At 31.3% G+C, this 23314-nt stretch carries 23 protein-coding genes; 1 reads left to right on the plus strand and 22 read right to left on the minus strand.

Going from position 1 to position 23314, the window contains the following annotated elements:
- Positions 1 to 412 precede the first annotated feature (412 nt).
- The 3 genes from RR561_RS08050 to RR561_RS08060 all read right to left on the minus strand — a co-directional run bounded on the left by RR561_RS08050 (position 413) and on the right by RR561_RS08060 (position 4732).
- Positions 413 to 955, minus strand: a complete 543-nt coding sequence (locus RR561_RS08050; protein WP_332507232.1) for a flavodoxin family protein — start codon at positions 953 to 955, stop codon at positions 413 to 415.
- A gap of 359 nt (positions 956 to 1314) precedes the next feature.
- Entirely contained in the window at positions 1315 to 3504 is a 2190-nt protein-coding gene (locus RR561_RS08055; RefSeq protein WP_332507234.1) for a cell wall-binding repeat-containing protein, read from the minus strand.
- A 646-nt stretch (positions 3505 to 4150) separates the two neighbouring features.
- Complete coding sequence (locus RR561_RS08060) at positions 4151 to 4732, minus strand: GNAT family N-acetyltransferase (protein ID WP_332507237.1); 582 nt, start codon at positions 4730 to 4732, stop codon at positions 4151 to 4153.
- Positions 4733 to 4881: 149 nt separating this feature from the next.
- Between RR561_RS08060 and RR561_RS08065 the strand changes: the two genes are divergently transcribed.
- Complete coding sequence (locus RR561_RS08065) at positions 4882 to 5244, plus strand: winged helix-turn-helix transcriptional regulator (RefSeq protein WP_332507239.1); 363 nt, start codon at positions 4882 to 4884, stop codon at positions 5242 to 5244.
- Positions 5245 to 6489: 1245 nt separating this feature from the next.
- Here RR561_RS08065 and RR561_RS08070 read toward each other — a convergent pair.
- From RR561_RS08070 to rplR, 19 genes are all read right to left on the minus strand, one after another.
- The gene (locus RR561_RS08070) at positions 6490 to 8676 is read right to left on the minus strand and encodes a cell wall-binding repeat-containing protein (RefSeq protein ID WP_332507241.1); all 2187 of its coding nucleotides are present in this window, start codon (positions 8674 to 8676) and stop codon (positions 6490 to 6492) included.
- A 561-nt stretch (positions 8677 to 9237) separates the two neighbouring features.
- Positions 9238 to 11568 carry a cell wall-binding repeat-containing protein gene (locus RR561_RS08075; RefSeq protein WP_332507243.1) on the minus strand — a complete coding sequence of 777 codons (2331 nt, stop codon included), beginning with the start codon at positions 11566 to 11568 and terminating at the stop codon, positions 9238 to 9240.
- A 265-nt stretch (positions 11569 to 11833) separates the two neighbouring features.
- Positions 11834 to 12643: an energy-coupling factor transporter transmembrane component T family protein gene (locus tag RR561_RS08080; protein WP_332507244.1), complete on the minus strand. Its 810-nt coding sequence runs from the start codon at positions 12641 to 12643 to the stop codon at positions 11834 to 11836.
- Positions 12636 to 13547: an energy-coupling factor transporter ATPase gene (locus RR561_RS08085; protein ID WP_332507246.1), complete on the minus strand. Its 912-nt coding sequence runs from the start codon at positions 13545 to 13547 to the stop codon at positions 12636 to 12638. Before RR561_RS08085 ends, RR561_RS08080 begins: the two co-directional genes overlap by 8 nt.
- Positions 13532 to 14368, minus strand: a complete 837-nt coding sequence (locus tag RR561_RS08090) for an energy-coupling factor transporter ATPase (RefSeq protein ID WP_332507247.1) — start codon at positions 14366 to 14368, stop codon at positions 13532 to 13534. The genes RR561_RS08085 and RR561_RS08090 overlap by 16 nt, the downstream gene beginning before the upstream one ends.
- A 900-nt stretch (positions 14369 to 15268) precedes the next feature.
- The gene (locus RR561_RS08095) at positions 15269 to 16168 is read right to left on the minus strand and encodes an NAD(P)-dependent oxidoreductase (RefSeq protein WP_332507249.1); all 900 of its coding nucleotides are present in this window, start codon (positions 16166 to 16168) and stop codon (positions 15269 to 15271) included.
- A gap of 490 nt (positions 16169 to 16658) precedes the next feature.
- Positions 16659 to 17000, minus strand: a complete 342-nt coding sequence (rplQ, locus tag RR561_RS08100; RefSeq protein WP_332507251.1) for a 50S ribosomal protein L17 — start codon at positions 16998 to 17000, stop codon at positions 16659 to 16661.
- A 55-nt stretch (positions 17001 to 17055) separates the two neighbouring features.
- The gene (locus RR561_RS08105) at positions 17056 to 18003 is read right to left on the minus strand and encodes a DNA-directed RNA polymerase subunit alpha (protein ID WP_332507253.1); all 948 of its coding nucleotides are present in this window, start codon (positions 18001 to 18003) and stop codon (positions 17056 to 17058) included.
- A 55-nt stretch (positions 18004 to 18058) separates the two neighbouring features.
- On the minus strand, positions 18059 to 18460 hold the full coding sequence (gene rpsK / locus RR561_RS08110) for a 30S ribosomal protein S11 (RefSeq protein ID WP_091975833.1): 402 nt from the start codon (positions 18458 to 18460) through the stop codon (positions 18059 to 18061).
- Between the two features lie 31 nt (positions 18461 to 18491).
- Positions 18492 to 18863, minus strand: coding sequence for a 30S ribosomal protein S13 (gene rpsM, locus RR561_RS08115; RefSeq protein WP_106776985.1), 372 nt, complete (start codon positions 18861 to 18863; stop codon positions 18492 to 18494).
- A gap of 54 nt (positions 18864 to 18917) precedes the next feature.
- Positions 18918 to 19031, minus strand: coding sequence for a 50S ribosomal protein L36 (gene rpmJ, locus RR561_RS08120; protein ID WP_106776986.1), 114 nt, complete (start codon positions 19029 to 19031; stop codon positions 18918 to 18920).
- Positions 19032 to 19060: 29 nt separating this feature from the next.
- Positions 19061 to 19279, minus strand: coding sequence for a translation initiation factor IF-1 (infA, locus tag RR561_RS08125; RefSeq protein WP_332507262.1), 219 nt, complete (start codon positions 19277 to 19279; stop codon positions 19061 to 19063).
- A 34-nt stretch (positions 19280 to 19313) separates the two neighbouring features.
- Positions 19314 to 19583 carry a KOW domain-containing RNA-binding protein gene (locus RR561_RS08130; RefSeq protein ID WP_332507264.1) on the minus strand — a complete coding sequence of 90 codons (270 nt, stop codon included), beginning with the start codon at positions 19581 to 19583 and terminating at the stop codon, positions 19314 to 19316.
- Positions 19584 to 19778: 195 nt separating this feature from the next.
- Positions 19779 to 20420, minus strand: a complete 642-nt coding sequence (locus RR561_RS08135; protein WP_332507266.1) for an adenylate kinase — start codon at positions 20418 to 20420, stop codon at positions 19779 to 19781.
- Positions 20421 to 20437: 17 nt separating this feature from the next.
- Complete coding sequence (gene secY / locus RR561_RS08140) at positions 20438 to 21706, minus strand: preprotein translocase subunit SecY (RefSeq protein WP_332507268.1); 1269 nt, start codon at positions 21704 to 21706, stop codon at positions 20438 to 20440.
- Positions 21707 to 21734: 28 nt separating this feature from the next.
- Complete coding sequence (gene rplO, locus RR561_RS08145; protein ID WP_332507270.1) at positions 21735 to 22178, minus strand: 50S ribosomal protein L15; 444 nt, start codon at positions 22176 to 22178, stop codon at positions 21735 to 21737.
- Positions 22179 to 22208: 30 nt separating this feature from the next.
- Positions 22209 to 22394 carry a 50S ribosomal protein L30 gene (gene rpmD / locus RR561_RS08150; protein WP_106776991.1) on the minus strand — a complete coding sequence of 62 codons (186 nt, stop codon included), beginning with the start codon at positions 22392 to 22394 and terminating at the stop codon, positions 22209 to 22211.
- 17 nt (positions 22395 to 22411) lie between these two features.
- Positions 22412 to 22921 (minus strand): 30S ribosomal protein S5, encoded by a 510-nt coding sequence (gene rpsE, locus RR561_RS08155; RefSeq protein WP_332507272.1) that lies wholly within the window; start codon positions 22919 to 22921, stop codon positions 22412 to 22414.
- 19 nt (positions 22922 to 22940) lie between these two features.
- Positions 22941 to 23309 (minus strand): 50S ribosomal protein L18, encoded by a 369-nt coding sequence (gene rplR, locus RR561_RS08160; protein ID WP_332507274.1) that lies wholly within the window; start codon positions 23307 to 23309, stop codon positions 22941 to 22943.
- Positions 23310 to 23314 lie beyond the last annotated feature (5 nt).

A 23314-nucleotide genomic window follows, 5' to 3' on the forward strand; every position in this document is an offset into this window, starting at 1 on the left:
ATACTCTATATACTCTATATACTCTATATACTCTATATACTCTATATACTCTATACTTATTATATCATATCATCCAGCAAAAAAGAACACCCGTTCTTATATTTATTTTTATTTTTTTATACTATTTTTCAATAAAAATAATGAGAAATCTCTCTTTTGAGACTCCTCATTATTTATTAAAGAATATTATTTTTTTCAATTAATTAATAAGTTATAACTTACTTGAAAACATTATTAAATTACTTATAGAGTTTGTTTTATATGCGTTATTGTTTTTATATTATACTGCGGACTTACTATTAATTTCTTAAATATCTAATATATTCAATAGTTTTTTATCAGTGATTATCAATTTTTTATTTTTATTAATAATTATATATTTATTTCCCACTAACTTATAAAGTGAGTGTTTTTACTTAATTGCTAGTGCCATATCATAAGCTTCTTTCATAGCAGGCGTATCTTTTATAGCACCTGCATCCAATACACCTGCTCCGTAGATTATACCCATCTCATGAGAGTTTGGTAAGCAATACTCACTAAATCCTCTAAAGGTTTCTATTGCACGTGACATTCTTTCCTTACTTGTATCTTCTGCTGAAAGTATAAAGTAAAATTCTTTATTCTTTAAGTTTTTAAATACAGGATATGTTCTATCTATCAATGTTTTCATTTGTGCACTAACTGAATAGAAGTATACTGGAGTTGCCATCACTATGACATCTGCATTAGACATCTTTCCTAGAATTTCTTCCATATCATCCTTAATTACACACTTATGAGTTTTTAGACATGCTCCACATCCATTACAGTATTCAATCCTTTTATCACGTAAAAATATCTTCTCTACATCATTACCAGAATCTTTCGCTCCCCTAATAAATTCATCTGACAGACTGTCAGAGTTACCATGTCTTCTTGGACTTGCAGACAATACTAAAATCTTTTTTCCCATATCTATCACCCCTCTTGTTTTATTTATAAATCTATTATTGCTCTATTTTTTTTCTTAGTCAAGTAAGCATCAGATTATAATTTAAAGGTTTTTTATTAAACTGTATCATTTAAAGTTACAGTTTGAGCTTGGAAAGTAACTTAATTTTAGATAATAAAAATTCGTGGGCATTTTACTTTTTTTATGAAAAAGTTGTGTTTTTTTGTTTTTATCTTTTAAAATAAATTTGATAGACAATTTGTTTTTTATTTTTTACTTTATGAATTTCTGTATTATATAATATTGTTAAAAATAAAAGAGACTGTTTGACGAGCAAACAATCTCTTTTTTTCATAATATTTTTGTATTTTTTATCTGTTTTAATTTTTGCCTAAACTTGTTGAATTTGTATATCTCTTAGATATTTCTACTGCTGTATTATATCTGTTACTTCCTGCTACTCTTTCCTTATTTTTAGCTCCTAAATTATCTTCTATAGACTTAGAAACTGAATTATATCCTCCACCTATTAGTATATTTTCTATCGTCCAGTCATTTATTGCCTTTGCTGTTGTTGGATGAAGAGTATCTGGTGTAGTTAAAAGTATAGGAGCCTTGAACTTAGCTGCTAATGAACTGATTGTGATTCCGTCTGGGAAGTTTGTTCCATCTACCAAAATCATGTCATTTTTATTATTAGTCTTAGATCTTACTTCATCAGCAACTTTGTAGGCTGTTTCATATCTATCATGCCCACCAATTCTATCAACTGTTTTAACATTTGATTTTACTGAGTTTTCAACATTTTGAGATACTGAAGTTTTTTCTCCACCTATAGTTACATTTTCAATATTCCAATCCTTTAATGTTTTTTCTGTTGTATTATTAAGTGCTTTTGGCTCTGTTAGAAGTATCGGAACTCTCTTTTCATTTGCTAGAGCAGACATTGTAATTACGTCTGGGAAGTTTGTTCCATCTACCAAGACTGCTTCGTTCATATTTTTAGTAGTTAGCCTTACTTCATTACCAATTTTTTTCGCTGTTTCATATCTATTTTGTCCTGCTATTCTTCTTACATCATAGCCTTCTTTTTTAAGTTGATTTACTACATTATCTGATACAGATTCTGGTCCACCAGAAATTATTACTGTATCAGTATCTAACCTTTTCATTTCATTTAAAGTATTGTCTGATACTTTATTTTTTTCTGATAAAAGTATTGGACACTTTTTCTCATTCCCTAGGACAGTTGCTGTCAATACATCAGTATATTTGTCTCCACTAGCCAGTATTACATTATTCTTTGAAGTAGTATCTCCACCTCCACCAGAACCTCCGTTAGAACCATTTTCTTCACCCTCTTCTTTATCAAAGCTTAAATAAAGCGGTTCATTATACTCTCTTTCCTTTAAATTCTTATAAGCTACAGTTTTACCTGAAGAATTATCCATGTTTGAAGTTAAAAGGAAGGGTGTTAGCACAAGCTTTCCATCCTGTAAATATTCAGGTTTAATTTCATCAGGTAATTTTATTTCTGTATGTTTTGTTATTTTTTGTCCTGGTCCTACCTCTTCTTTAATAACTGGATTATCAGTTCCATATTCTAACTCTATATCAGTTTTATCTCCCTCTTTAGGGTAAGAACCTTCTTTCTTACCAAAATCTATACCTGATATCAATCTAGAATTAGGTAAATTTTTACTAGTATTTTCTATTTCGACCTTAAGCTTGATTGTGTCACCAGCCTTGAATTCTCTCATTGGTTCATCCAAAGAAAGTTTTATATCTGATGTTTCATAATAAAGCCAATTTATTGGGTAAGGTACTTCATACCTTTTATTTACGTTTTCATTTTTGAACCAACTTGAAACACCTTGCAATGTAGCGTACTTTTGTTTTGTCTCATTATCTTCAATTTTATAAGTTACTTTAATTGGTCCATCAGTACTTATTCTGTTACTAACAAGATGCTTACCGGGTGTAAAAGGCTTTCCATCATCGTCTAAACTATTAATAAATACAGTATATTGCTTTAATGAGCCTAAATAGCTATCGCTATCTTTTATTGTTTTTAAAACATCTTCTCTATAAATAGTATGTTCTTTCTTTTCATTTGGAGCACTTGTATAATGTCCTACACTAGCACTTTGATCCCTCAAAAATAAAGATAAGTTTAAATCTGTTCCACTATCGATCCATTTATCAGTTTTTTCTTCATATCTTTCTACTTTTACACTAGGTAGAGCCATCTTTTGAAATACTTGTGCATTATTATTGTATGTAAAACTTGGCTTATATTTATCTACTTCCTCATAATTATAGAAAAGTACGCCATAATCGGTACCTATTTTATCCTCTGTATTTTCATAACCAAAGTTATCTATGCTAAAAGTAATTTCATCACCTATTCTAGGCACGAATTTATCTACTGTTACTGTCGTTTCTGTCGGTTCCTTTGGTAATACTTTGTCGTCATTTTTTTCGACTGCATATGATGCCACAGATAGGCACGATACTGTTAATGCTAATGCTGAACCCAAAGATACTACTCTCTTGATTTTTTCTTTCATTTCAAATTCCCCTTTCACAATCCATTAGATATCTAATTGATTTATTATTATATTTTTTTATGTCATTATTTTTTTAATAAATAATAATTTTCTTTCACTATCTCTATTTTATTTTTTATATTTTTATGGAGTTTTTTGAGTTAAAACATTTTAATTTTCAAATTAATTCTAAAGATATTATTAATACACAACTTAAGTATTCTTGTTTAATTCCTATTGTATAGCTTTCCATACTATCCAATCATCTGTATTTTCTAAATATACCTTTTTTAGTAAGTATTTTCGAAGTTTCCTAATAAAATATTGTATTGTTTTATTTTAAAGTTATCTTTAACATTAGAAAGTTTTAACGAATTATTAGTTTTTGTATTAACAATTTAAATTATATTATAGTATAATTCGTATAAATAATCAATATTATTTTATACTTGACCTCTTTAGTTTTATATCACCATTATATAAAACTATTTTTTATATTTCTTTTAAATTGAATTTCACATTATTTGCTTTTAAAAATATCTCTTTATATTGTTTTTACTATATAAAATAAATATATGAATCTTCATAAAATTTTCAAATATTTTATTTTTAAAAAACAACTCCAATGATTCACTGGAGTTGTTTTTTTAATATTAATTTAGTAAGTTTATATTGATTTTTTATTATCCCTAAAGGCTGCTTTAATAAATCCTCCAAATACATCATGGCTATACTTAAATCCTTCATGAATATAAAAATCATAAGCTGCTTGATTCCCATTTGAAATAAATACAGAAATAACTTTGACATCATCCATTTTACTTAACCAATCCATCGACATTTTATATAATTTATCTCCCAGACCCAATCCACGATATTCTTTTTCTATATACAAATTATTTAAACATCCCACGAGTTGTGGTTTATTAAAAAATTTAGGATAAAAATTTTCCATACCTTCAATACGTGGTGCCCAATCTGGTATTGACTGAGAGTTTTCTTCAGTCACCTCATCCACTGTCGTAAATATATATCCTATAGGAATAGCACCATCCTTAACCATTACAAGATGGCTTCTAAGAGCATTTTTATAACTAGCCTTCATTCTGCTGTCAAAATTCATTGAGTTAAAGTTTTCAGGATAAAGTACTGCCTTTGACTTTTGGTATGCCATAAGCTTATTGCATAAATCTTTACATTCAGTAATTCTATCTGCGCCAATAACTTCTATTGAAATATTATTATTCATAAATTACTCCTCTCAAAATATATAGTTAAATAATATTTTTTATATTATAATAATAGTATTACTATTCAGATATTTTAACAAGTAGATACTTAAAAGTAAGTTGACTTACCATTTAGTAAGTATCATCTAATTTCAGTAGGGAGGTAAACATGAAAAAAAAATGTCCAATCGAATACACTTTGTCAATAATTAGTGGAAAATGGAAAATTTTAATTCTAAAGGAACTTTCCTCGGGTCCATTAAGGTATGGAGAGTTGATAAAATCTCTTACAGCCATTAGTTCAAAAGTTTTAGTTGATCAACTTCGCGAGCTAGAAAAAGATGGAATCATTAATAGAGAGATCTTCCCAGAAGTTCCACCTAGAGTAGAATATTCATTAACAGAAAGGGGTTCTAGTATATTTATAATTTTTGTAGAGATGAGAAAGTGGGGACTGGACAACAGTTCTTCTGATGAAGTTGAATGCAACTTTTGTAAAAAATGCATACCTTATATAAACACTCTAAAATAAAGACTAAATACAAAAATTAAAATCAAAGCATTCAATATATATTCTCTATTCAAATGAATTGTTTATTTTGTTTAATCATCTTAAAGTCAACTATTAATTTATTAAAAGCAAAAACACTCATGAAATAAAAACCACTCCAGTGAAACACCGGAGTGGTTTAGTTTAATTAACCGACAAACAACACTATTATCTTTTATAACTAGTGTAGTCTCATTTTCTTACTTTCAACTAATTACTCTTCATTTTTTATTGAATTTCTTTATCCTCTGCTTATTAATAGACTCACCCAATTTATCATTTCTATGCTGCTTTAGATGAGTTTGTATTGTTATATACGGTAATGTTATCACCTAGCCACAATATTAATAAGTCGTTTAATCATTTATACATTAAAAGTTGTTTATTTATATTTTTACTAAAAACACTATCTTTTGTTTTATTTATTTAGTAGTTACTTTCAATTTCTTATTTACCCATAAAAAATTTATAAATAGATATATTATACATTACTAAACTAGTTCAGTATTATTTTTTGTCTGAACTGTTAATCTCTGCTAATTCATCAGAGAAACTTATAGTTGTACTTTATCTATTCTTTAAAACTCTTTCTTTTTGATATCTAGACTATCCTCTAGATATCAAGTTATTTTCTATGTTCCCTTAATTTATTGCCTTTTTGTTGTTTTATGAAGTATTGATATAGTTAAAAATATTTGAGACTTAAAGTTGACAGTCAATGAACTCATTATTATTCTACTTGGCAATTTTTTGTATTTATTTTTACCCGTAGATCTATTATATTTGCAATCATCTTCTATGTCTTTTGATAATATTTACAAAAATATTTCTGTGAATATTATATTGTATTAATCGATACGATTTTACTCTGCTCCAAAAGTTTTTTCACTCTTGCAGTTTTAATCTTAACAATTTAAATTATAATATAATATAAAAAAATAAGCAATCTTATTTCATACTAAACTTATTTGGTTTTATATATTTCATACAGCTTATTTTCTTTTTTTCATTATTTTAATAAATAAATAAGTTCTTTTATTTCTAAAAACATATTTTTATAATTTTTTTCTACGTAAAATACAATTATAATTTTATAAAATATTTTTTATAAAATTATAATTTAAAGAAAATTCATACTCATCTTATTAAAAAGATAACCCCAGCAAGATCACTGGAGTTATCCTTTATATTTTTATATCACTAGTTTAATAAAACTTATATTTTTTATTAGTTTACTAAACTTGTAGTGTCTGTATATCTCTTTGATATTTCTACCGCTGTATTATATCTGTTACTTCCTGCTACTCTTTCCTTATTTTTGACTCTTAAGTTATCTTCTATAGACTTAGATACTGAATTATATCCACCACCTATTAAGATATTTTCTATTGTCCAATCATTTATAGCCTTCGCTGTTGTTGGATGAAGAGTCTTTGGTGTAGTCAATAGTATTGGAGCCTTGAACTTAGCAGATAAAGAACTGATTGTGATTCCATCTGGGAAATTTGTTCCATCTACCAGAATCATATTCTTCTTATTATTAGTATTAGATCTTACTTCATCAGCTACCTTGTAGGCTGTTTCATATCTATCTTGTCCACCGATTCTAACAACTGTTTTAGCAGTTGATTTCACTGAGTTTTCAACATTTTGAGATACTGAAGTTTTCTCTCCACCTATAATTACATTTTCAATATTCCAATCCTTTAATGCTTTTTCTGTTATATTATTAAGTGTTTTTGGCTCTGTTAAAAGTATTGGCACTCTCTTTTGATTTGCTAGAGCAGACATTGTGATTACGTCTGGGAAATTTGTTCCATCTACCAAGATTGCTTCGTCCATATTCTTGGTAGTTAATCTCACTTCACTTCCTATTTTTCTAGCTGTTTCGTATCTATTTTGACCTGCTATTCTTCTTATATCATATCCTTCTTTTTTAAGTTGATTTACTACATTATCTGACACAGATTCTGGTCCACCAGAGATTATCACTGTATCAGGGTCTAATCTTTTTATTTCACTTAGAGTGTTGTCTGATACTTTATTTTTTTCTGACAGAAGTATTGGACTCTTTTTCTCATTTCCTAGAACAGTTGCTGTCAATACATCAGTGTACTTGTCTCCACTGGCTAGTATTACATTATTCTTTGAAGTAGTATCTCCACCTCCACCAGAACCTCCGTTAGAACCATTTTCTTCACCCTCTTCTTTATCAAAGCTTAAATAAAGCGGTTCATTATACTCTCTTTCCTTTAAATTCTTATAAGCTACAGTTTTACCTGAAGAATTATCCATGTTTGAAGTTAAAAGGAAAGGTGTTAGTACAAGCTTGCCATCCTGTAAATATTCAGGCTTAATTTCATCAGGTAATTTTATTTCTGCGTGTTTTGTTATTTTTTGTCCTGGCCCTACTTTTTCTTTAATAACTGTACTATCTGTTCCATAATCAAGTTCTATATCTGTTTTATCTCCTTCTTTTGGATAAGAACCTTCTTTTTTGCCAAAATCTATACCTGATATCAATCTACTGTTAGGTAGGTTTTTGCTTGTGTTTTCTATTTCGACCTTCAGTTTAATTGTGTCACCAGCCTTGAATTCTCTCATTGGTTCATCCAAAGAAAGTTTTATATCTGATGTTTCATAATAAAGCCAATTTATTGGATAGGCTACTTCATACCTTCCATTTACATCTTCATTTTTGAACCAACTTGAAACACCTTGTAGCGTAGCATTGTTTTGTCTTGTTTCCTTATCTTCAATTCTATATGTTACTTTAACTGGTCCATCAGTACTTATTCTGTTATTAATAGGGTGTCTACCAGGTTCAAATGGCTTTCCATTTTCATCCAAACCATTAATAACTATTTTATATTGCTTTAATGACCCTAAATAACTATTGCTATCTTTTATTGTATTTAAAATATCTTCCCTATCAATGATATATTCTTTCTTTTCATCTGGAGCACTTGTATAATGACCTACAGTCGCACTTTTAGACCTCAAAAATAAGGATAACTTCAAATCTGTTCCACTATTAATCCATTTATCAGATTTTTCTTCATACCTTTCTACTTTTACACTAGGTAGGGTCATTTTTTGAAATACTAATGCATCATTATTGTATGTGAAGGTGGGATCAAATTTATCAACTTCCTCATAATTATAAAAAAGTACTCCATAATCACTACCTATTTTGTCTTTTATATTTTCAAATCCAAAATTATCAATACTAAAAGTAATTTCATCACCTATTCTAGGTACGAACTTGTCTACTGTTACCGTTGTTTCTGTAGGTTCCTTTGGTAACACTTTATCTGTACTTGTTTCGATTGCATATGATGATACAGATAGACACGATACTGTTAATGCCAACACTGCACCTAAAGATACTGCTCTCTTAATCTTTTCTTTCATTTCAAACACCCCTTTCATAAATTATTCAACACAAATATATTAGTGTTTTAACATTTTTAACTTATCATACTTTTTAAAAATAACAACTTAATCCTATAGAATTTATTCTTTTATAATTCATCTTTAGTTAAAAATTATTAAATACTTGAGCTTAACAATCAAAAGACCAAAGATTTTCTACCCTTCTTTTTTCTTTTATAACGGCATACCATTAAATTTTTATCACTTATAAATTTTTTCTATACAACTCAAATTATAATATATTTTTTAAAAATAATCAAAATTGCCTCAAAGTAACTTAATTATTTTTTATACTTTTTTCGGTATAAAGTTTCTTTTTTAATATTTAAACTCAAAAATACCATTTTTTACCCGATAAAATAAATCTTTTTCTTTTTTATTTTTTTCAGAATTTTTAGTATTTTCTTATTTGAAAGCTTTTTGTTAATTTTTATGATTTTTATTTATATATATCTATTAAAAAAATAACTCCAGTAAGATCACTGGAGTTATCCTTTATATTTTTATATCGTTAATTTACTAAAACTTATATCTTTTTTATTAATTTACTAAACTTGTAGTGTCTGTATATCTCTTTGATATTTCTACTGCTGTATCATATCTATTCCCTCCAGCCACTCTAGCCTTGTTGCTAACATTTAAATTATCTTCTATAGACTTAGATACTGAATTATATCCACCACCTATTAAGATATTTTCTATTGTCCAATCATTTATAGCCTTCGCTGTTGTTGGATGAAGAGTCTTTGGTGTAGTCAATAGTATTGGAGCCTTGAACTTAGCAGATAAAGAACTGATTGTGATTCCGTCTGGGAAGTCTGTTCCGTCTACCAAAATCATATCCTTCTTATTATTAGTCAAAGTTCTCACTTCATCAGCTACCTTATATGCTGTTTCATATCTATTTTGTCCACCGATTCTGTTAACGCTACTTACTGTAGTCTTAACCTTATCCTCTACATTCTGAGATACTGATAACTTTTGTCCACCGATTGTCACTTTATCAATATTCCAATCATCTAGAGCCTTTTCTGTAGTAGTGTTTAACTTATTTGGCTCTGTTAAAAGTATTGGAGCTCTCTTTTGATTTGCTAGAGAAGAAAGTGTAATTACGTCTGGGAAGTTTGTTCCATCTACTAGGATACTTTCCTTCATATTATTACTAGTAAGTCTAACTTCCTGACCAATCTTTTTCGCTGTTTCATATCTATTTTGACCATATATTCTTCTTACATCATAGCCTTCTTTTTCTAATTGAGTGACTACCTTATTTGATACAGATAAAGGACCTCCAGAGATTATTACTTCATCTACCTTCAATCTCTTTATTTCCTTTAAAGTATTGTCTGATACCTGATCAAGCTCAGATAAAAGAATAGGAGACTTCTTTTCATTAGCCAAAACTGTCGCTGTCAAAACGTCTGTATACTGATGTCCACTAGCTAGTATCACAGAATCTTTATCTGTATCTGTTCCACCATTTCCACCATTTCCATCAAGTTTGAGCTCTATTTCACCAGTTTCATTTGTCTTTTTAACACCTGTAACCTCTAAATACTTTAGGCCTTTTTGACCCTGTTCAACTATCTGATTATATTCATTTACTTCATTTTCTTCATTCTTTATTGCTGATCTTTCCTCAGGACCTCTTATTGGTTCAATTTTGTACTCATTTAATTTAAAATCATACTCATCAGATCCACCATTTGCTATAAGCTTTACACTTTTTTCATTTGTTGACTTTGGTATTAATAGTTCTAGCTTATCACCTTGCTTAATATCTACCTTAGCATCTTTTGAAATATCTACTGCAGGCTGTGGAGTACCATATTTCCACTGGTCTTCTTCATATAGCATAGGCGTAACTATTAGCTTTGCCCCAGCAATGTTTTTGTCCAATGATGCCTTTGCTTCTGCAAACACCCTGTGTTCACCAAGAGTCTTTGCCTTTATATCCCATATTTCTGTATCCTTGTCAAATGGAACTGTCAGCTTGGCATTTACTCTATAGTAATCATTATCCTTTGTCATACTTCCTTCTTGCTTTAGCTTCATTGTTAGATCTTCATCCTTCATTAGCCCTAGATTCTTGATACTAGCTTCTAGATACTCTGCTGTTCTCCACCCATCTTCCTCTCTTAATCTAGATATAGATGGTTTATCGTTTGATTTGTTAAGCAGTGAGTATATATTTATCTGAGTTGATAACATAGAGTCAAGATTTGACATCATGTACGTTGCTGTACCATTTTTACGAACATCATTGTCCTTTAATTCTACATACCCTAATCTTAAAAGATTCTGAATCTGATTTTTAGTTTTTGCATCTAACTGACTAGTTATATCTTCCTTGTTAGTTGCTTTAAACCTATTACTTCCATACATACCATTTTCTGTTAATAAGCCTTCATATCTCCCATATGCGTCATTCAGATACTTCAACGTTGAAGTATAGTAACCATAAACACTCCCCTTTTGATAGAAAATTGGATAGGCTATATTCTTGTCAGTGTTTTCAAACTTATAAGTTACTGCCACATCTCTACCTGGTAGTAAGTTTGAATTTGAGTATTTCATTATGGCATTTGGATCTGTAAAATAATCGTCTAAATAGTGAGCAAAGTCATATATTGCACCACTATTGTGGCTGCCAGTTTCATCCCAACTATAATTAATTTCATCGCTCATTATCGGAAGTGTGGACGATGCCTGAGTTTCTACACCATCAGTCCAAGATTTATATTGTGATCCGTTTTCTGCTGTTTTTATTTCCAAAGGAATTCCCGTTGGAAACGTTTGCTCTGCATTAACTATTCCTGCACTCGAGACAAGCAGTACCCCCGAGAGCAAACCTGCTAGTAATTTTTTCATAATTTCTCCTCCTATAACATAACTAATAATAAATTCTTCCTAAATTATATACAACCGATCTTGTTATGTATAGATATACCCTAACTATAAAAAATAAAACATAAACTTGTTTTTTTTAATTAAAAAAACTTTTTAGTTTATTTACTTATTTTTTTAACGCAAATCATTTAGTATTTAAAATGAATATTTGCATATAAAAAATAAAAAAGAGGCTTAATACCTGTTGATTAAATGAATAATCTTTAGGTTAAACCCCTTTATATTTTTATATTATTTTTATAAATCTACTTGCTATAGTAAAGGCTAAAAATACTAAAACAATAAAATCAGCTATATAATCTTTCTTTTCAAGAATACTTTGCTTCATTTTTGTTCTGTTGTCTCCACCTCTATAGCACCTAGCCTCCATTGCCATTGCTAGCTCGTCAGCACGTCTAAATGCACTTACAAACAAAGGTATTAGTAAAGGTACCATATTCTTTGCCCTACTGATTATATTGCTGCTCTCAAAGTCTGCACCTCTAGACATTTGAGCCTTCATTATCTTATCTGTTTCATCCAAAAGTGTAGGTATAAATCTTAGTGCGATTGTCATCATCATAGCCAACTCATGAGCTGGAAATCCTATCTTCTTTAGAGGAGAACAGGCATTTTCAATACCGTCTGTCAACTCTATTGGAGAAGTTGTAAGGGTAAGTATCGAAGTTCCTAGAACAAGTAAAATCAGTCTAATAGCCATGAAAAATGCCGTTCTAACACCTTGTTCATATATTTTAAGAAATCCTAGCTGCCACAAAATATCTCCACCTCTGATGAAAAATATATTGATTACAAATGTAAATAATATAATCCACCTCAAAGGTCTCACACCTTTTAGCACATAATTCACGGGTATGTTTGATGCCTTAGTTACAAGCAGCATCAAAAGTATTATCACTGCATATGGCCAAAATTGATTGACTACAAATATAGAAATCATAAATATAATTGTTGCAAATAATTTTGTTCTAGCATCCAAAGAATGGACTACTGACTTGGTCGGATAAAACTGTCCCAAAGTAATATCTTTAAGCATCTTCTCCCACCTCGCCTTCTGAACTTTTAACATCATCTAAGAAATCTTTTTCTCTTAGACATCTTTCAATTTCTTCTTTTATTTCATTAATATTTATAACATCTGTCCTGACATTATATCCAGCTTTTTCTCTAAGCTTTAGAGCGAGCTCTAATACCTGAGGAATATCTAGTCCCATGTCTTTAAGCTTGTCTGCATTATCTCTAAAAATCTCTCTAGGAGATCCTATCATTGCCATTTTACTTTGATTCATTACCATAAGAGTATTCACTAGCTTAGCCATGTCGTCCATACTGTGAGATGACAATATCACTGTCATATCGTTATTTTTGTGAAGAGCTTTTATCAAATTGAATATTTCATCTCTACCACCTGGATCCAATCCTGCTGTGGGTTCATCTAGAATTAATACTTCAGGATGCATTGCTATTACACCCGCTATTGCCACTCTTCTTTTTTGTCCACCAGAAAGATCAAATGGAGATTTCTCTGCAAATTCATCATAATCTAGACCGACATCTTTCATTGCAATTTCAACTCTTTCTTGAATCTCTTTTTCATCAAGCCCAAGATTAGATGGACCAAATGCAATATCTTTTGCAACTGTTTCTTCAAATAGTTGGTACTCAGGATACTGAAATACTATCCCCACTCTTTTTCTTATCTCTGTAAGATTTTGATCTTTTCTTGTTATGTCAAAATCATTGATATAAATTTTACCTGAATGAGGTTTCATAATACCATTTAAATGTTGTATGAGAGTTGATTTTCCTGAACCAGTATGACCTATTAATCCAACAAAGTCTCCATCTTTAATTTCAAAGCTAACATCGTCCAATGCCTTTTGTGCAAATGGCAAACCTTCATTGTAAATATATGTTAAGTTCTCTACCTTAATTGACATAATTCACCCACCATTTCATCCACAGTCAAAACATCCTGCTTGATTTTTATTCCATCTTCTGCCAAAAGGTGAGATAGCTCTGTCATGTATGGAACGTCTAAGCCTATTCTCTTTAGTTCCGATACATGTGAAAATACCTCTTTTGGTGTTCCTTCAAGTGCTTTTCTACCTTTTTCCATTACTATCACTCTATCCGCCTCGACTGCCTCTTCCATAAAGTGTGTAATATGAAGCACAGTGATGTTGTGCTCATGATTAAGCCTCTTGATAGTGTTCATAACTTCAGCTCTTCCTGATGGGTCTAGCATAGCTGTAGCCTCATCAAAAATAACGCAGTCTGGTCTCATAGCAATTATTCCTGCTATTGCTACCCTCTGCTTTTGTCCACCTGAAAGTAGGTGTGGCTGTCTGTCTCTCATATCATACATATCCACACTTTTAAGAGCAGCATCTACTCTTTCTCTAATTTCTTTAGGATCTATACCTAAGTTTTCGCATCCAAAAGCTACATCTTCTTCTACAATTGTTGCTACTATCTGGTTATCTGGATTTTGGAAGACCATACCAGCACTTTGTCTGATATTCCAAATATTTTCTTCATCCTTAGTATTCATACCATTGACCACTATATTACCGCTTGTAGGAACCAAAATAGCATTGAGATTTTTAGATAGAGTAGACTTTCCAGAACCGTTATGTCCTATAATCGCCACAAACTCTCCTCTTTTAATCTCCATGCTAAAGTCATCTATTGCACGGTGAGTAGCTTCGTCACTTACGTATTCAAATACCAAATCATCTACTTTAATAATATTTTCCATTGTTTCAAATCATTCCTCCGCTTACTTAGACTTGCCATATACATACAAAATAATTATTTACAAGATAAATCCAGCGTATATAAAAATTAACACAGCTGTGTTAATTTTTAAAACAAATATATACACCTATTCATATATCATCTTAATTCGGATAGGCTATCCTACACATCTAGTAACACTCGTATATTATTGCTTCAAAGTACTATTACAAGTAGTAAAAAACACTAAAGCTACAATCTACACAATATAAATTCGCCTCATATCATCTTAGTCGAGATACAATGGTATTTAGCAATTTCTACATTCTAAATTCGGATAATAAATATATCCTACACATCTATGAAAAGTAATTTTGTATATGGCTATAACTTTCTACAGTCATGACTTTATTATACCACAACTTGCATATATATAATAATAAATTTACGCTTATAACATTTGAAATAATAGGCTTTATCGATACTATTAGCTATTTAATTTAATAATTATTTTCCTATACAAAAATAATATATTTTCACTTTTATTCTTACGTACAAAATCTATATTAATAGAATTTTTAATCCTTTTTCTTTAAAAATTTTAAAACTCCAACATATTTTTTCATATATTACCTAGATCTTCAGGTGTCAAATCATTTCCTTGTTTTAGAATATGCAACTTAGTTATTTTTAAGAATTTTTCATCTTTTTAAGTCAAAAAGTGCCAAGCTAATTAGCTTGACACTTTCAGATTTAAATTATTTTTATATTATATTTAATCTTGTTATTTAAGGTTTATCTTAAACATTTTGTCTATTAGTTCAAATAATAATCTAAAGCCATAGAAATTCTTATTTGTAACCCGACAACTTATATTCTATTACTAAATATATTTTATTGCAAGTAATTTTTATTTTTTTATTTAATAACCTCTTTTTATATCTTTGATGTAATTATTAGGCACCCTCTTTTCTGCATAAGATTTGAAATTCTCATACAAACCATCATATAATCTGTACTTATTATTTTCAGATACCCATGTATTGTGTGAAGTTATAATTACATTTTCTCTATCCCAAAGATAGCTACTCTGATCAAGTGGCTCCTCCTCTACAACATCTAGAGCCACACCCTTAAACTTATCTATGTAATATTTTAAGGCCTGTAAATCTATTAAATTGCCTCTTCCCACATTTATTAAAATAGAGTTTTCTTTCATTATATTCATTTTTTTTGAATTGACTATATGTTCCGTTCCCGAAGTATTTGGCATAGCTCCAACTATTATATCACATTCTTTGAAAAATTCATCACTACTATCCAAAGCAAAGCATCTATCAAATCCTTCTATCTCTCTTCCGTTTGTATTCACGCCCCAAATCTCTACATCAAATCCTTTTAATCTTTTAGTTATTGATTTGGCTATAGTACCTGTTCCAAGTATACCAACTCTCTTGCCAGATAATTCCATCCAAGACATATCCATATTCCAAATTTTATTTTCTTGTTTTTTGAAAGCTTGCTGACTTTTTTTGTAGATCTCTAGTATAAACATAATTACACTTTCAGATATTGGTATATTATATCCTGCCTTATTATTAGATAAAAAAATATTATTATCAACAAGATAATCTTTTGGTACATGGTTTATTCCCGTGCTAGTAAGTGCCATATACTTTAAATTCTTGAATTTTTCTATATCCACATAATCAAATCCTGAATATGTGCACCATACTTCTGCATCATATATATCATCTCTTTTACCCATATCTTCTTCCTTGACATATATTATCTCATATCCCAAGTCCTCTATTTTTTTCATATTATCTTCGCCAAAGCGATAATTAAAAACTGCTTTCATATCAATAATAGAGCACATCCCTATATTACAAGCGCTCTTCCTCCTTTTCTGAATATTCTATACTTATATATATACCCAAAAACTTATAATTATTCAAATAAATTATTTTTAAGATTTAATTGAATTAAAAAAAGCACTGGCTGGCCAGTGCAGATATCAATTACATATTAGTTCTATTTATTTTACTGACTTCATCAATTTCGCTTTCTTCTTGATTTTATTTGCTTCATCAATTTCACTTTCTTCTTGATTTTATTTGCCTATTTTTTAGTCTTTTGTGATATATCTTCTAATCAAAATAATTTAATAATTAATGTAAATATATTTACCTATAAATAGGATTTCATTGATTGTATTTATAGGTAAGTATATTTTAATAATAAAATCAATTTTTACAAAAAATAAAAGTGGTGTTGAAAGGGAAACCCTAACAACACCAGTAAATAACCAATTATATAAGCTCGATTATTGCCATTTCAGCGCAATCGCCTCTTCTTGGTCCCATCTTCATTATTCTTGTGTATCCACCATTTCTTTCAGCATACTTTGGTGCGATGTTTTCAAATAAATCAGTTACAACTGTTTCATCTAAAACGTAAGCAAGAACTTGTCTTCTAGCGTGAAGATCACCCTTCTTAGCAAGAGTTATCATCTTTTCAGCCATTCTTTTAGTTTCTTTAGCTCTAGTAACTGTAGTTTCTATTCTTCCTTCTCTTAGCAAACTAGTCACTAGATTTCTTAGCATTAAGTTTCTGTGAGCAGTTTCACGTCCTAATTTACGGTAAGTTGTCATCTATTTCCCTCCTTTACATGATTTTTCGGTCATATAGTTTCAAATAAATTTGATTCTATTCTTCGTTAGGTCTCAACCTAAGGTCTAGTTCCTCTAATTTCTGGATAACTTCCTCAAGAGATTTCTTACCTAAGTTTCTAACCTTCATCATATCTTCTTCAGACTTATTAGCTAGTTCTTCAACAGTGTTGATTCCTGCTCTCTTCAAGCAGTTATATGATCTAACTGATAAATCTAATTCTTCTATTGTCATTTCAAGAACTTTTTCTTTCTTGTCCTCTTCTTTTTCTACCATTATTTCAACATTGCCTACATGTTCTGTTAAGTCAATGAATAATTTTAAATGTTCTTCAAGAACTTTTGCTGCTAGAGATATTCCTTCTTGAGGATTGATACTTCCGTTTGTCATTACTTCAAGCGTAAGTTTATCAAAATCAGATCTCTGACCAACTCTTGTATTTTCAACATGGTAGCTTACCTTTTCAATCGGTGTATAGATTGAATCTACAGGTAATACTCCTATTGGCATACTGTCATTCTTGTTTTCTTCAGCAGAGATATAACCTCTACCTTTATTCACATATAGTTCCATATTTAACTTTGAATTTTCATCCAATGTTGCAATATGTAGATCCTTGCTTATTATATCCACCTCAGGAGGGCATATAATATCAGATCCCTTTACTTCACAAGGGCCTTCTGCCTGAATCTTTAAAATTTTAGTTTCTTCATCATCTATAGTAGCTGATAATTCCTTTAGAGATAGTATAATCTCAGTAACATCTTCTTTCACTCCCGGAATAGTAGAGAATTCATGAAGAACTCCATCAATTCTTACAGCATATACTGCAACTCCAGGAAGAGAAGATAAAAGTATTCTTCTAAGCGCATTACCTATTGTAATACCGAAGCCTCTCTCTAATGGTTCAACAACAAATTTACCATATCTATAATCTTCGCTTAACTCGACAATATCAACTTTTGGCTTTTCTATTTCTATCATGGATAAACCCTCCTATACAAATATATGGTCCTCTGAGGGTGAAATACCTCAAATACTACACTCTTCTTCTCTTTGGCGGTCTACAACCATTGTGTGGTATTGGAGTGACATCCTTTATCATTGTAACTTCTAGTCCTGTTGCCTGAAGAGCTCTTATTGCTGCCTCTCTACCTGAACCTGGTCCCTTTACGAATACTTCAACAGTCTTAAGACCATGTTCCATAGCTGCCTTTGCTGCAGTTTCAGCTGCCATCTGAGAAGCATATGGAGTAGCCTTTCTAGATCCCTTGAATCCTAATTGACCTGAAGATGCCCATGATAATGCATTACCGTGTACATCTGTTAATGTTACTATTGTATTATTGAAAGTAGACTGTATATGTGCATGTCCACGTTCTATATTCTTACGTTCTCTTCTTCTTACACGTTGAACAACTTTCTTCTTACCTTTTGCCATTTTTATTTCCCTCCTTAACTACTGTATTCTATTACTTACTCTTCTTACGAGATACAGTTTTTCTAGGACCTTTTCTTGTTCTTGCATTAGTCTTAGTTTTCTGTCCTCTTAGAGGTAGTCCCTTACCGTGTCTTATACCTCTATAGCACTTTATATCTCTTAATCTCTTTATGTTAAGAGCGATTTCTCTTCTTAAGTCACCTTCAACAAGATGATCTTCATCTATAATCTTTCTAAGTTCATTTACTTCTTCTTCAGAAAGATCTTTTATTCTAGCATCTGGGCTTATACCAGCCTTAGCTAATATTTCGTTTGAAGTAGCTCTACCTATACCATATATATATGTTAAGCCTATTTCAGCTCTTTTTTCTCTAGGTAAGTCTACACCAGCTATTCTTGCCATATTTTCGCACCTCCTACGTTACATTTCGTGAGTTCTATCTATCTTCAGTATTGCCTAACCCTGTGTTTGCTTATGCTTAGGGTTTTCGCAAATAACCATTACTTTTCCTTTTCTCTTAATAACCTTACACTTTTCGCATATCGGCTTTACAGATGGTCTAACCTTCATTATTAATCCCTCCTCAGACTATAAATAGTCTACTTCTTACGCCAAGTAATTCTTCCTCTCGTAAGATCATAAGGGGAAAGCTCTATATTCACCTTATCGCCTTCGAGAATCCTTATGAAGTTCATTCTTAGCTTTCCTGATATATGGCATAAAACTTCATGTCCATTATCTAGTTTTACTTTAAACATTGCATTTGGTAAAGTTTCAGAAACGATACCTTCTAATTCTATTACATCTTTTTTGGCCATTAACTAACCAAACCTCCATTTCGCAAGTTAAGACTTACTTTAACTTATCTATCTTAGCTCTTATGAAAGAATCTGTTATATTTTCTCCGTTTAGCAACAATTCTTTTACTTCTTCGATCACAAAGTTATGTATATTTAAATGTTTTATTTTCTTCAACTTTGGTTTGTCCAGCTTCCTGCTCTTTCCATCAACGATCATTACATAATCTTCGTCTACAATTGAGACAATGACAAACAACTTTCCCTGATCTCTTCCACAGGAAGCTTTGACTAATTGACCAACACTTAAATTTTCTGATAGCATACAACGCCCCTCCTCTATGTGGTTAGTGAAGCTATCTTTTTAATTGCTCTTTCTAAACATCTTTTGCTATAAAAGCTTTCAAAGTTACTTTCATAGCAACCCTTATCGACTTCAAACAGGGCCAACCTGCGTTTCCCATGTCCTTTTGCGACGGGTGTTCATCAGTTCAACAATCTAAGAGCTCATTGGTTTTAACTAAGCTAATGCAGCTTTAATATCTTCAAAAACCTTATTAATATCTTGATTACCATTTATGTTAGCTATTACATCTTTTTTAGTGTAGTAGTCAACAAGTGGTTTTGTTTCAGATAAATAAACTTGTATTCTCTGAGAAACTGTTTCTTCATTGTCATCTGGTCTCTGTGTAAGAGTTGATTGACAAACATCACAGATTCCATCTTTCTTACTTGGATTGAATTTGATATGGTAAGTTGCACCACAGTTCTTACAAATTCTTCTTCCGCAAGCTCTTTCAATTAATAACGCAGAATCAACTTCTATGTTAATAACCTTGTCAAGAGTTACGTTATTTTCAGTTAGATACTTATTTAAGTATTCTGCCTGAAAAATATTTCTTGGGAATCCGTCTAGCATGAAACCATCTTTACAGTCATCTTCAGATAATCTTGACGCTACAAGTCCGCATGTCAATTCATCTGGAACAAGCTTGCCCTGATTGATATATTCCTGAGCCTTCTTGCCAAGCTCAGTGCCTTCCTTGATATTCTTTCTAAATATGTCCCCTGTTGAGATGTGTGGCACTCCATAAGTCTCTACTATATTAGCAGCTTGAGTACCTTTCCCTGCACCAGGAGGTCCAAGTAATATTATTTTCATATTTATCATCTCCAAAATTATTTTAGGAAACCTTGATAATTTTTCATTACAAGATTTGATTCCAATTGTCTCTTAAGTTCTAATGCAACACCGACTACGATAAGAAGTGATGTACCACCAAAGTTCACCGGTATGTGCATATAGTGTGTGATTAGCGCTGGTATTAATGCCATAATACCTAAAAACGCTGCACCTACTATAGTTAACTTAGATAGTATTCCATTTAAATACTTTTCAGTTGGATTTCCTGGTCTAATACCTGGTATAAATCCTCCACTGTTTTTCATATTCTTAGTTATATCTTCAGTATTAAAAGAAATTGTGTTATAGAAGTAAGAGAATAATACGATCAATACTATTTCTACAATTCTGTAAGTCCAAAATCCCTTATCTGTAGCTAAATTAAAAAATGAATTTACTGCTGCTTGAACTTTTGGTCCTCCAAGCAGAGCTATCGTCTGTGGAAGTGCCAATATTGAACTGGCAAAGATGATTGGCATTACACCAGATTGGTTAACCTTCATAGGTATATGAGAGCTCTCTCCACCGTACATCTTTCTTCCTACAACACGTTTTGCATATTGCACTGGTATTTTTCTAGTAGATTCATTAATAAATGTAACTCCTGTTATAGTTATTAAAACAACTACTATTACAGTTACTATAGCTGGCCATTTCAAAGCTCCAATTGAAGCTTTTTCCTGTATTGCTATAATATCTACCGGCAATCTAGATATGATACCGACAAAGATCAACATTGAACTTCCGTTACCAATTCCTTTTTCAGTAATTCTATCACCTAACCACATTACCATCATACTGCCTGCAACCAATGTTATGATAACAGTGAATATGAAAAATGAGCTATTTACTTTCAGGGCACTTCTTACTATACCAAGTGTAATTCCTACAGCCTGTATAATAGCAAGTGCTAAAGCAGTAAGTCTAGTATATTTACTAATCTTTTTCTTGCCTTCTTCTCCTGATTTCTGAAGCTCTTTCAAACTTTCAAATCCTGCAGTTAACAACTGAATTATAATAGAAGCAGTGATGTATGGTCCTATTCCTAGAGCAAATATAGTAAAGTTACTAAATGCTCCTCCTGAGAACATATTGTATAGTCCAAGTAAAGAGTTACTTTCAACCATATTTTTTATAATTGAAGTGTCTATACCTGGTACTGGAATTGTTGTTCCCATTCTGAATACTACTACCATTAAAAATGTAAATATCAGTTTCTTTCTAATTTCTTTTACTTGAAAAGCTTGCTTTAACTTATTTATCAATATTATCACCCCTTCAAAATATTAGGGATTATACTTCCTCTACTTGTCCGCCAGCGTTTACAATCTTATCCTTTGCAGATCCTGTAAACTTAGCTGCCTTTACTGTTAAAGCCTTATCTAAGCTACCATTACCTAAAATCTTAAGTCCGTCCTTTTCGATTTTAGAGATAACCTTAGTGTTCTTTAATAGTTCAGCATCAATTACTGTTCCAGCTTCAAACTTATTAAGAGTTTCTACATTCACTGTTGAATATTCTTTCTTGAATATGTTAGTGAATCCTCTCTTAGGTAGTCTTCTAGCAAGTGGCATCTGACCACCTTCGAAACCTATTCTAACTCCGCCGCCAGATCTTGACCACTGACCCTTCTGACCACGACCAGATGTCTTACCCTGGCCAGTAGCTGTACCTCTACCTAGTCTTCTCTTTGCTTTTACAGCACCCTTGGCAGGTTTTAACTCATGTAACTTCATTATGTCGCACCTCCTTCTTACTTAAATCTATTATTCAGCTATTTCTGTTACTTCAACAAGGTGGCTTACCTTATTAATCATTCCTCTTATTTGAGCGTTATCTTCTTTTACTACTACTGATTCTCTCTTCTTAAGACCAAGAGCTTCGACATTCTTTCTCTGCTTAGGAGTAGTCCCTATAACGCTTCTAACTAACTTTATCTGTATTTTAGACATTTTGAACCTCCTATTTATTATCCTAGTAGATCTTCTACTTTTTTACCTCTTAATCTAGCAATAGATTCTGCTGTCTTAAGATCGTTTAGGCCAGCTATTGTAGCATTAACCATATTTCTTGGATTATTTGAACCAGTTGACTTAGCTCTAACGTCCATTACTCCAGCTAATTCTAGTACGGCTCTGACTGGTCCACCAGCAAGAACTCCTGTACCCTTCTTAGCAGGCATTATTAGTATGTTACCAGCACCAAAGTGTCCAACTACCTTATGAGGTACAGTTGTTCCAACTCTTGGTACTTCTATTAAATTCTTCTTAGCATCTTCTACTGCCTTCTTTATAGAGTCTGGAACTTCCATTGCCTTACCAGATCCTATACCAACGTGTCCGTTGCCATCTCCAACAACTACTAGTGCAGCAAATCTAAAGTTTCTACCGCCCTTTACAACCTTAGCAACACGTCTAATTTCAATAACTCTCTCTTCTAATTCGAATTGAGATGCATCTATAGGCTTTCTATGTAGCATATTTTTCCTCCTTCTTTGACTAGAACTTAAGGCCAGCTTCTCTTGCGCCTTCAGCTAGTTCTAATATTCTTCCATGGTAAATATATCCGCCTCTATCAAATACAACTTCTGTTATACCCTTTTCAGCGGCTTTCTTTGCTACTAATTCTCCAACTTTTCTAGCAGCGTCTTTGTTTCCTGTGCTTGATGCAGAACCCTTTATAGCATCTTCAAGTGATGAAGCAGCTACAATAGTTACTCTGTTTACATCGTCTATAATCTGAGCGTATATATTATTAGAACTTCTGAAAACACTTAGTCTTGGTCTTTCAGCTGTTCCTGTAACTTTTCTTCTAACTCTCTTATGTCTAGCAATTCTGTTTGCATTCTTATCTATCTTCTTGAACATAAGTA

The organism is Peptostreptococcus sp. (genome assembly GCF_036639115.1).
In the GTDB taxonomy this organism is placed as follows: Bacteria; Bacillota; Clostridia; order Peptostreptococcales; family Peptostreptococcaceae; genus Peptostreptococcus.

Excerpts from the sequence above, each read along its gene's own strand:
- RR561_RS08050 (WP_332507232.1), bottom strand. The coding sequence starts at position 955 with ATGGGAAAAAAGATTTTAGTATTGTCTGCAAGTCCAAGAAGACATGGT.
- RR561_RS08055 (WP_332507234.1), bottom strand. The coding sequence starts at position 3,504 with ATGAAAGAAAAAATCAAGAGAGTAGTATCTTTGGGTTCAGCATTAGCA.
- RR561_RS08060 (WP_332507237.1), bottom strand. The coding sequence starts at position 4,732 with ATGAATAATAATATTTCAATAGAAGTTATTGGCGCAGATAGAATTACT.
- RR561_RS08065 (WP_332507239.1), top strand. The coding sequence starts at position 4,882 with ATGAAAAAAAAATGTCCAATCGAATACACTTTGTCAATAATTAGTGGA.
- RR561_RS08070 (WP_332507241.1), bottom strand. The coding sequence starts at position 8,676 with ATGAAAGAAAAGATTAAGAGAGCAGTATCTTTAGGTGCAGTGTTGGCA.
- RR561_RS08075 (WP_332507243.1), bottom strand. The coding sequence starts at position 11,568 with ATGAAAAAATTACTAGCAGGTTTGCTCTCGGGGGTACTGCTTGTCTCG.
- RR561_RS08080 (WP_332507244.1), bottom strand. The coding sequence starts at position 12,643 with ATGCTTAAAGATATTACTTTGGGACAGTTTTATCCGACCAAGTCAGTA.
- RR561_RS08085 (WP_332507246.1), bottom strand. The coding sequence starts at position 13,547 with ATGTCAATTAAGGTAGAGAACTTAACATATATTTACAATGAAGGTTTG.
- RR561_RS08090 (WP_332507247.1), bottom strand. The coding sequence starts at position 14,368 with ATGGAAAATATTATTAAAGTAGATGATTTGGTATTTGAATACGTAAGT.
- RR561_RS08095 (WP_332507249.1), bottom strand. The coding sequence starts at position 16,168 with ATGAAAAAAATAGAGGACTTGGGATATGAGATAATATATGTCAAGGAA.
- rplQ (WP_332507251.1), bottom strand. The coding sequence starts at position 17,000 with ATGACAACTTACCGTAAATTAGGACGTGAAACTGCTCACAGAAACTTA.
- RR561_RS08105 (WP_332507253.1), bottom strand. The coding sequence starts at position 18,003 with ATGATAGAAATAGAAAAGCCAAAAGTTGATATTGTCGAGTTAAGCGAA.
- rpsK (WP_091975833.1), bottom strand. The coding sequence starts at position 18,460 with ATGGCAAAAGGTAAGAAGAAAGTTGTTCAACGTGTAAGAAGAAGAGAA.
- rpsM (WP_106776985.1), bottom strand. The coding sequence starts at position 18,863 with ATGGCAAGAATAGCTGGTGTAGACTTACCTAGAGAAAAAAGAGCTGAA.
- rpmJ (WP_106776986.1), bottom strand. The coding sequence starts at position 19,031 with ATGAAGGTTAGACCATCTGTAAAGCCGATATGCGAAAAGTGTAAGGTT.
- infA (WP_332507262.1), bottom strand. The coding sequence starts at position 19,279 with ATGGCCAAAAAAGATGTAATAGAATTAGAAGGTATCGTTTCTGAAACT.
- RR561_RS08130 (WP_332507264.1), bottom strand. The coding sequence starts at position 19,583 with ATGCTATCAGAAAATTTAAGTGTTGGTCAATTAGTCAAAGCTTCCTGT.
- RR561_RS08135 (WP_332507266.1), bottom strand. The coding sequence starts at position 20,420 with ATGAAAATAATATTACTTGGACCTCCTGGTGCAGGGAAAGGTACTCAA.
- rplO (WP_332507270.1), bottom strand. The coding sequence starts at position 22,178 with ATGAAGTTACATGAGTTAAAACCTGCCAAGGGTGCTGTAAAAGCAAAG.
- rpmD (WP_106776991.1), bottom strand. The coding sequence starts at position 22,394 with ATGTCTAAAATACAGATAAAGTTAGTTAGAAGCGTTATAGGGACTACT.
- rpsE (WP_332507272.1), bottom strand. The coding sequence starts at position 22,921 with ATGCTACATAGAAAGCCTATAGATGCATCTCAATTCGAATTAGAAGAG.
- rplR (WP_332507274.1), bottom strand. The coding sequence starts at position 23,309 with ATGTTCAAGAAGATAGATAAGAATGCAAACAGAATTGCTAGACATAAG.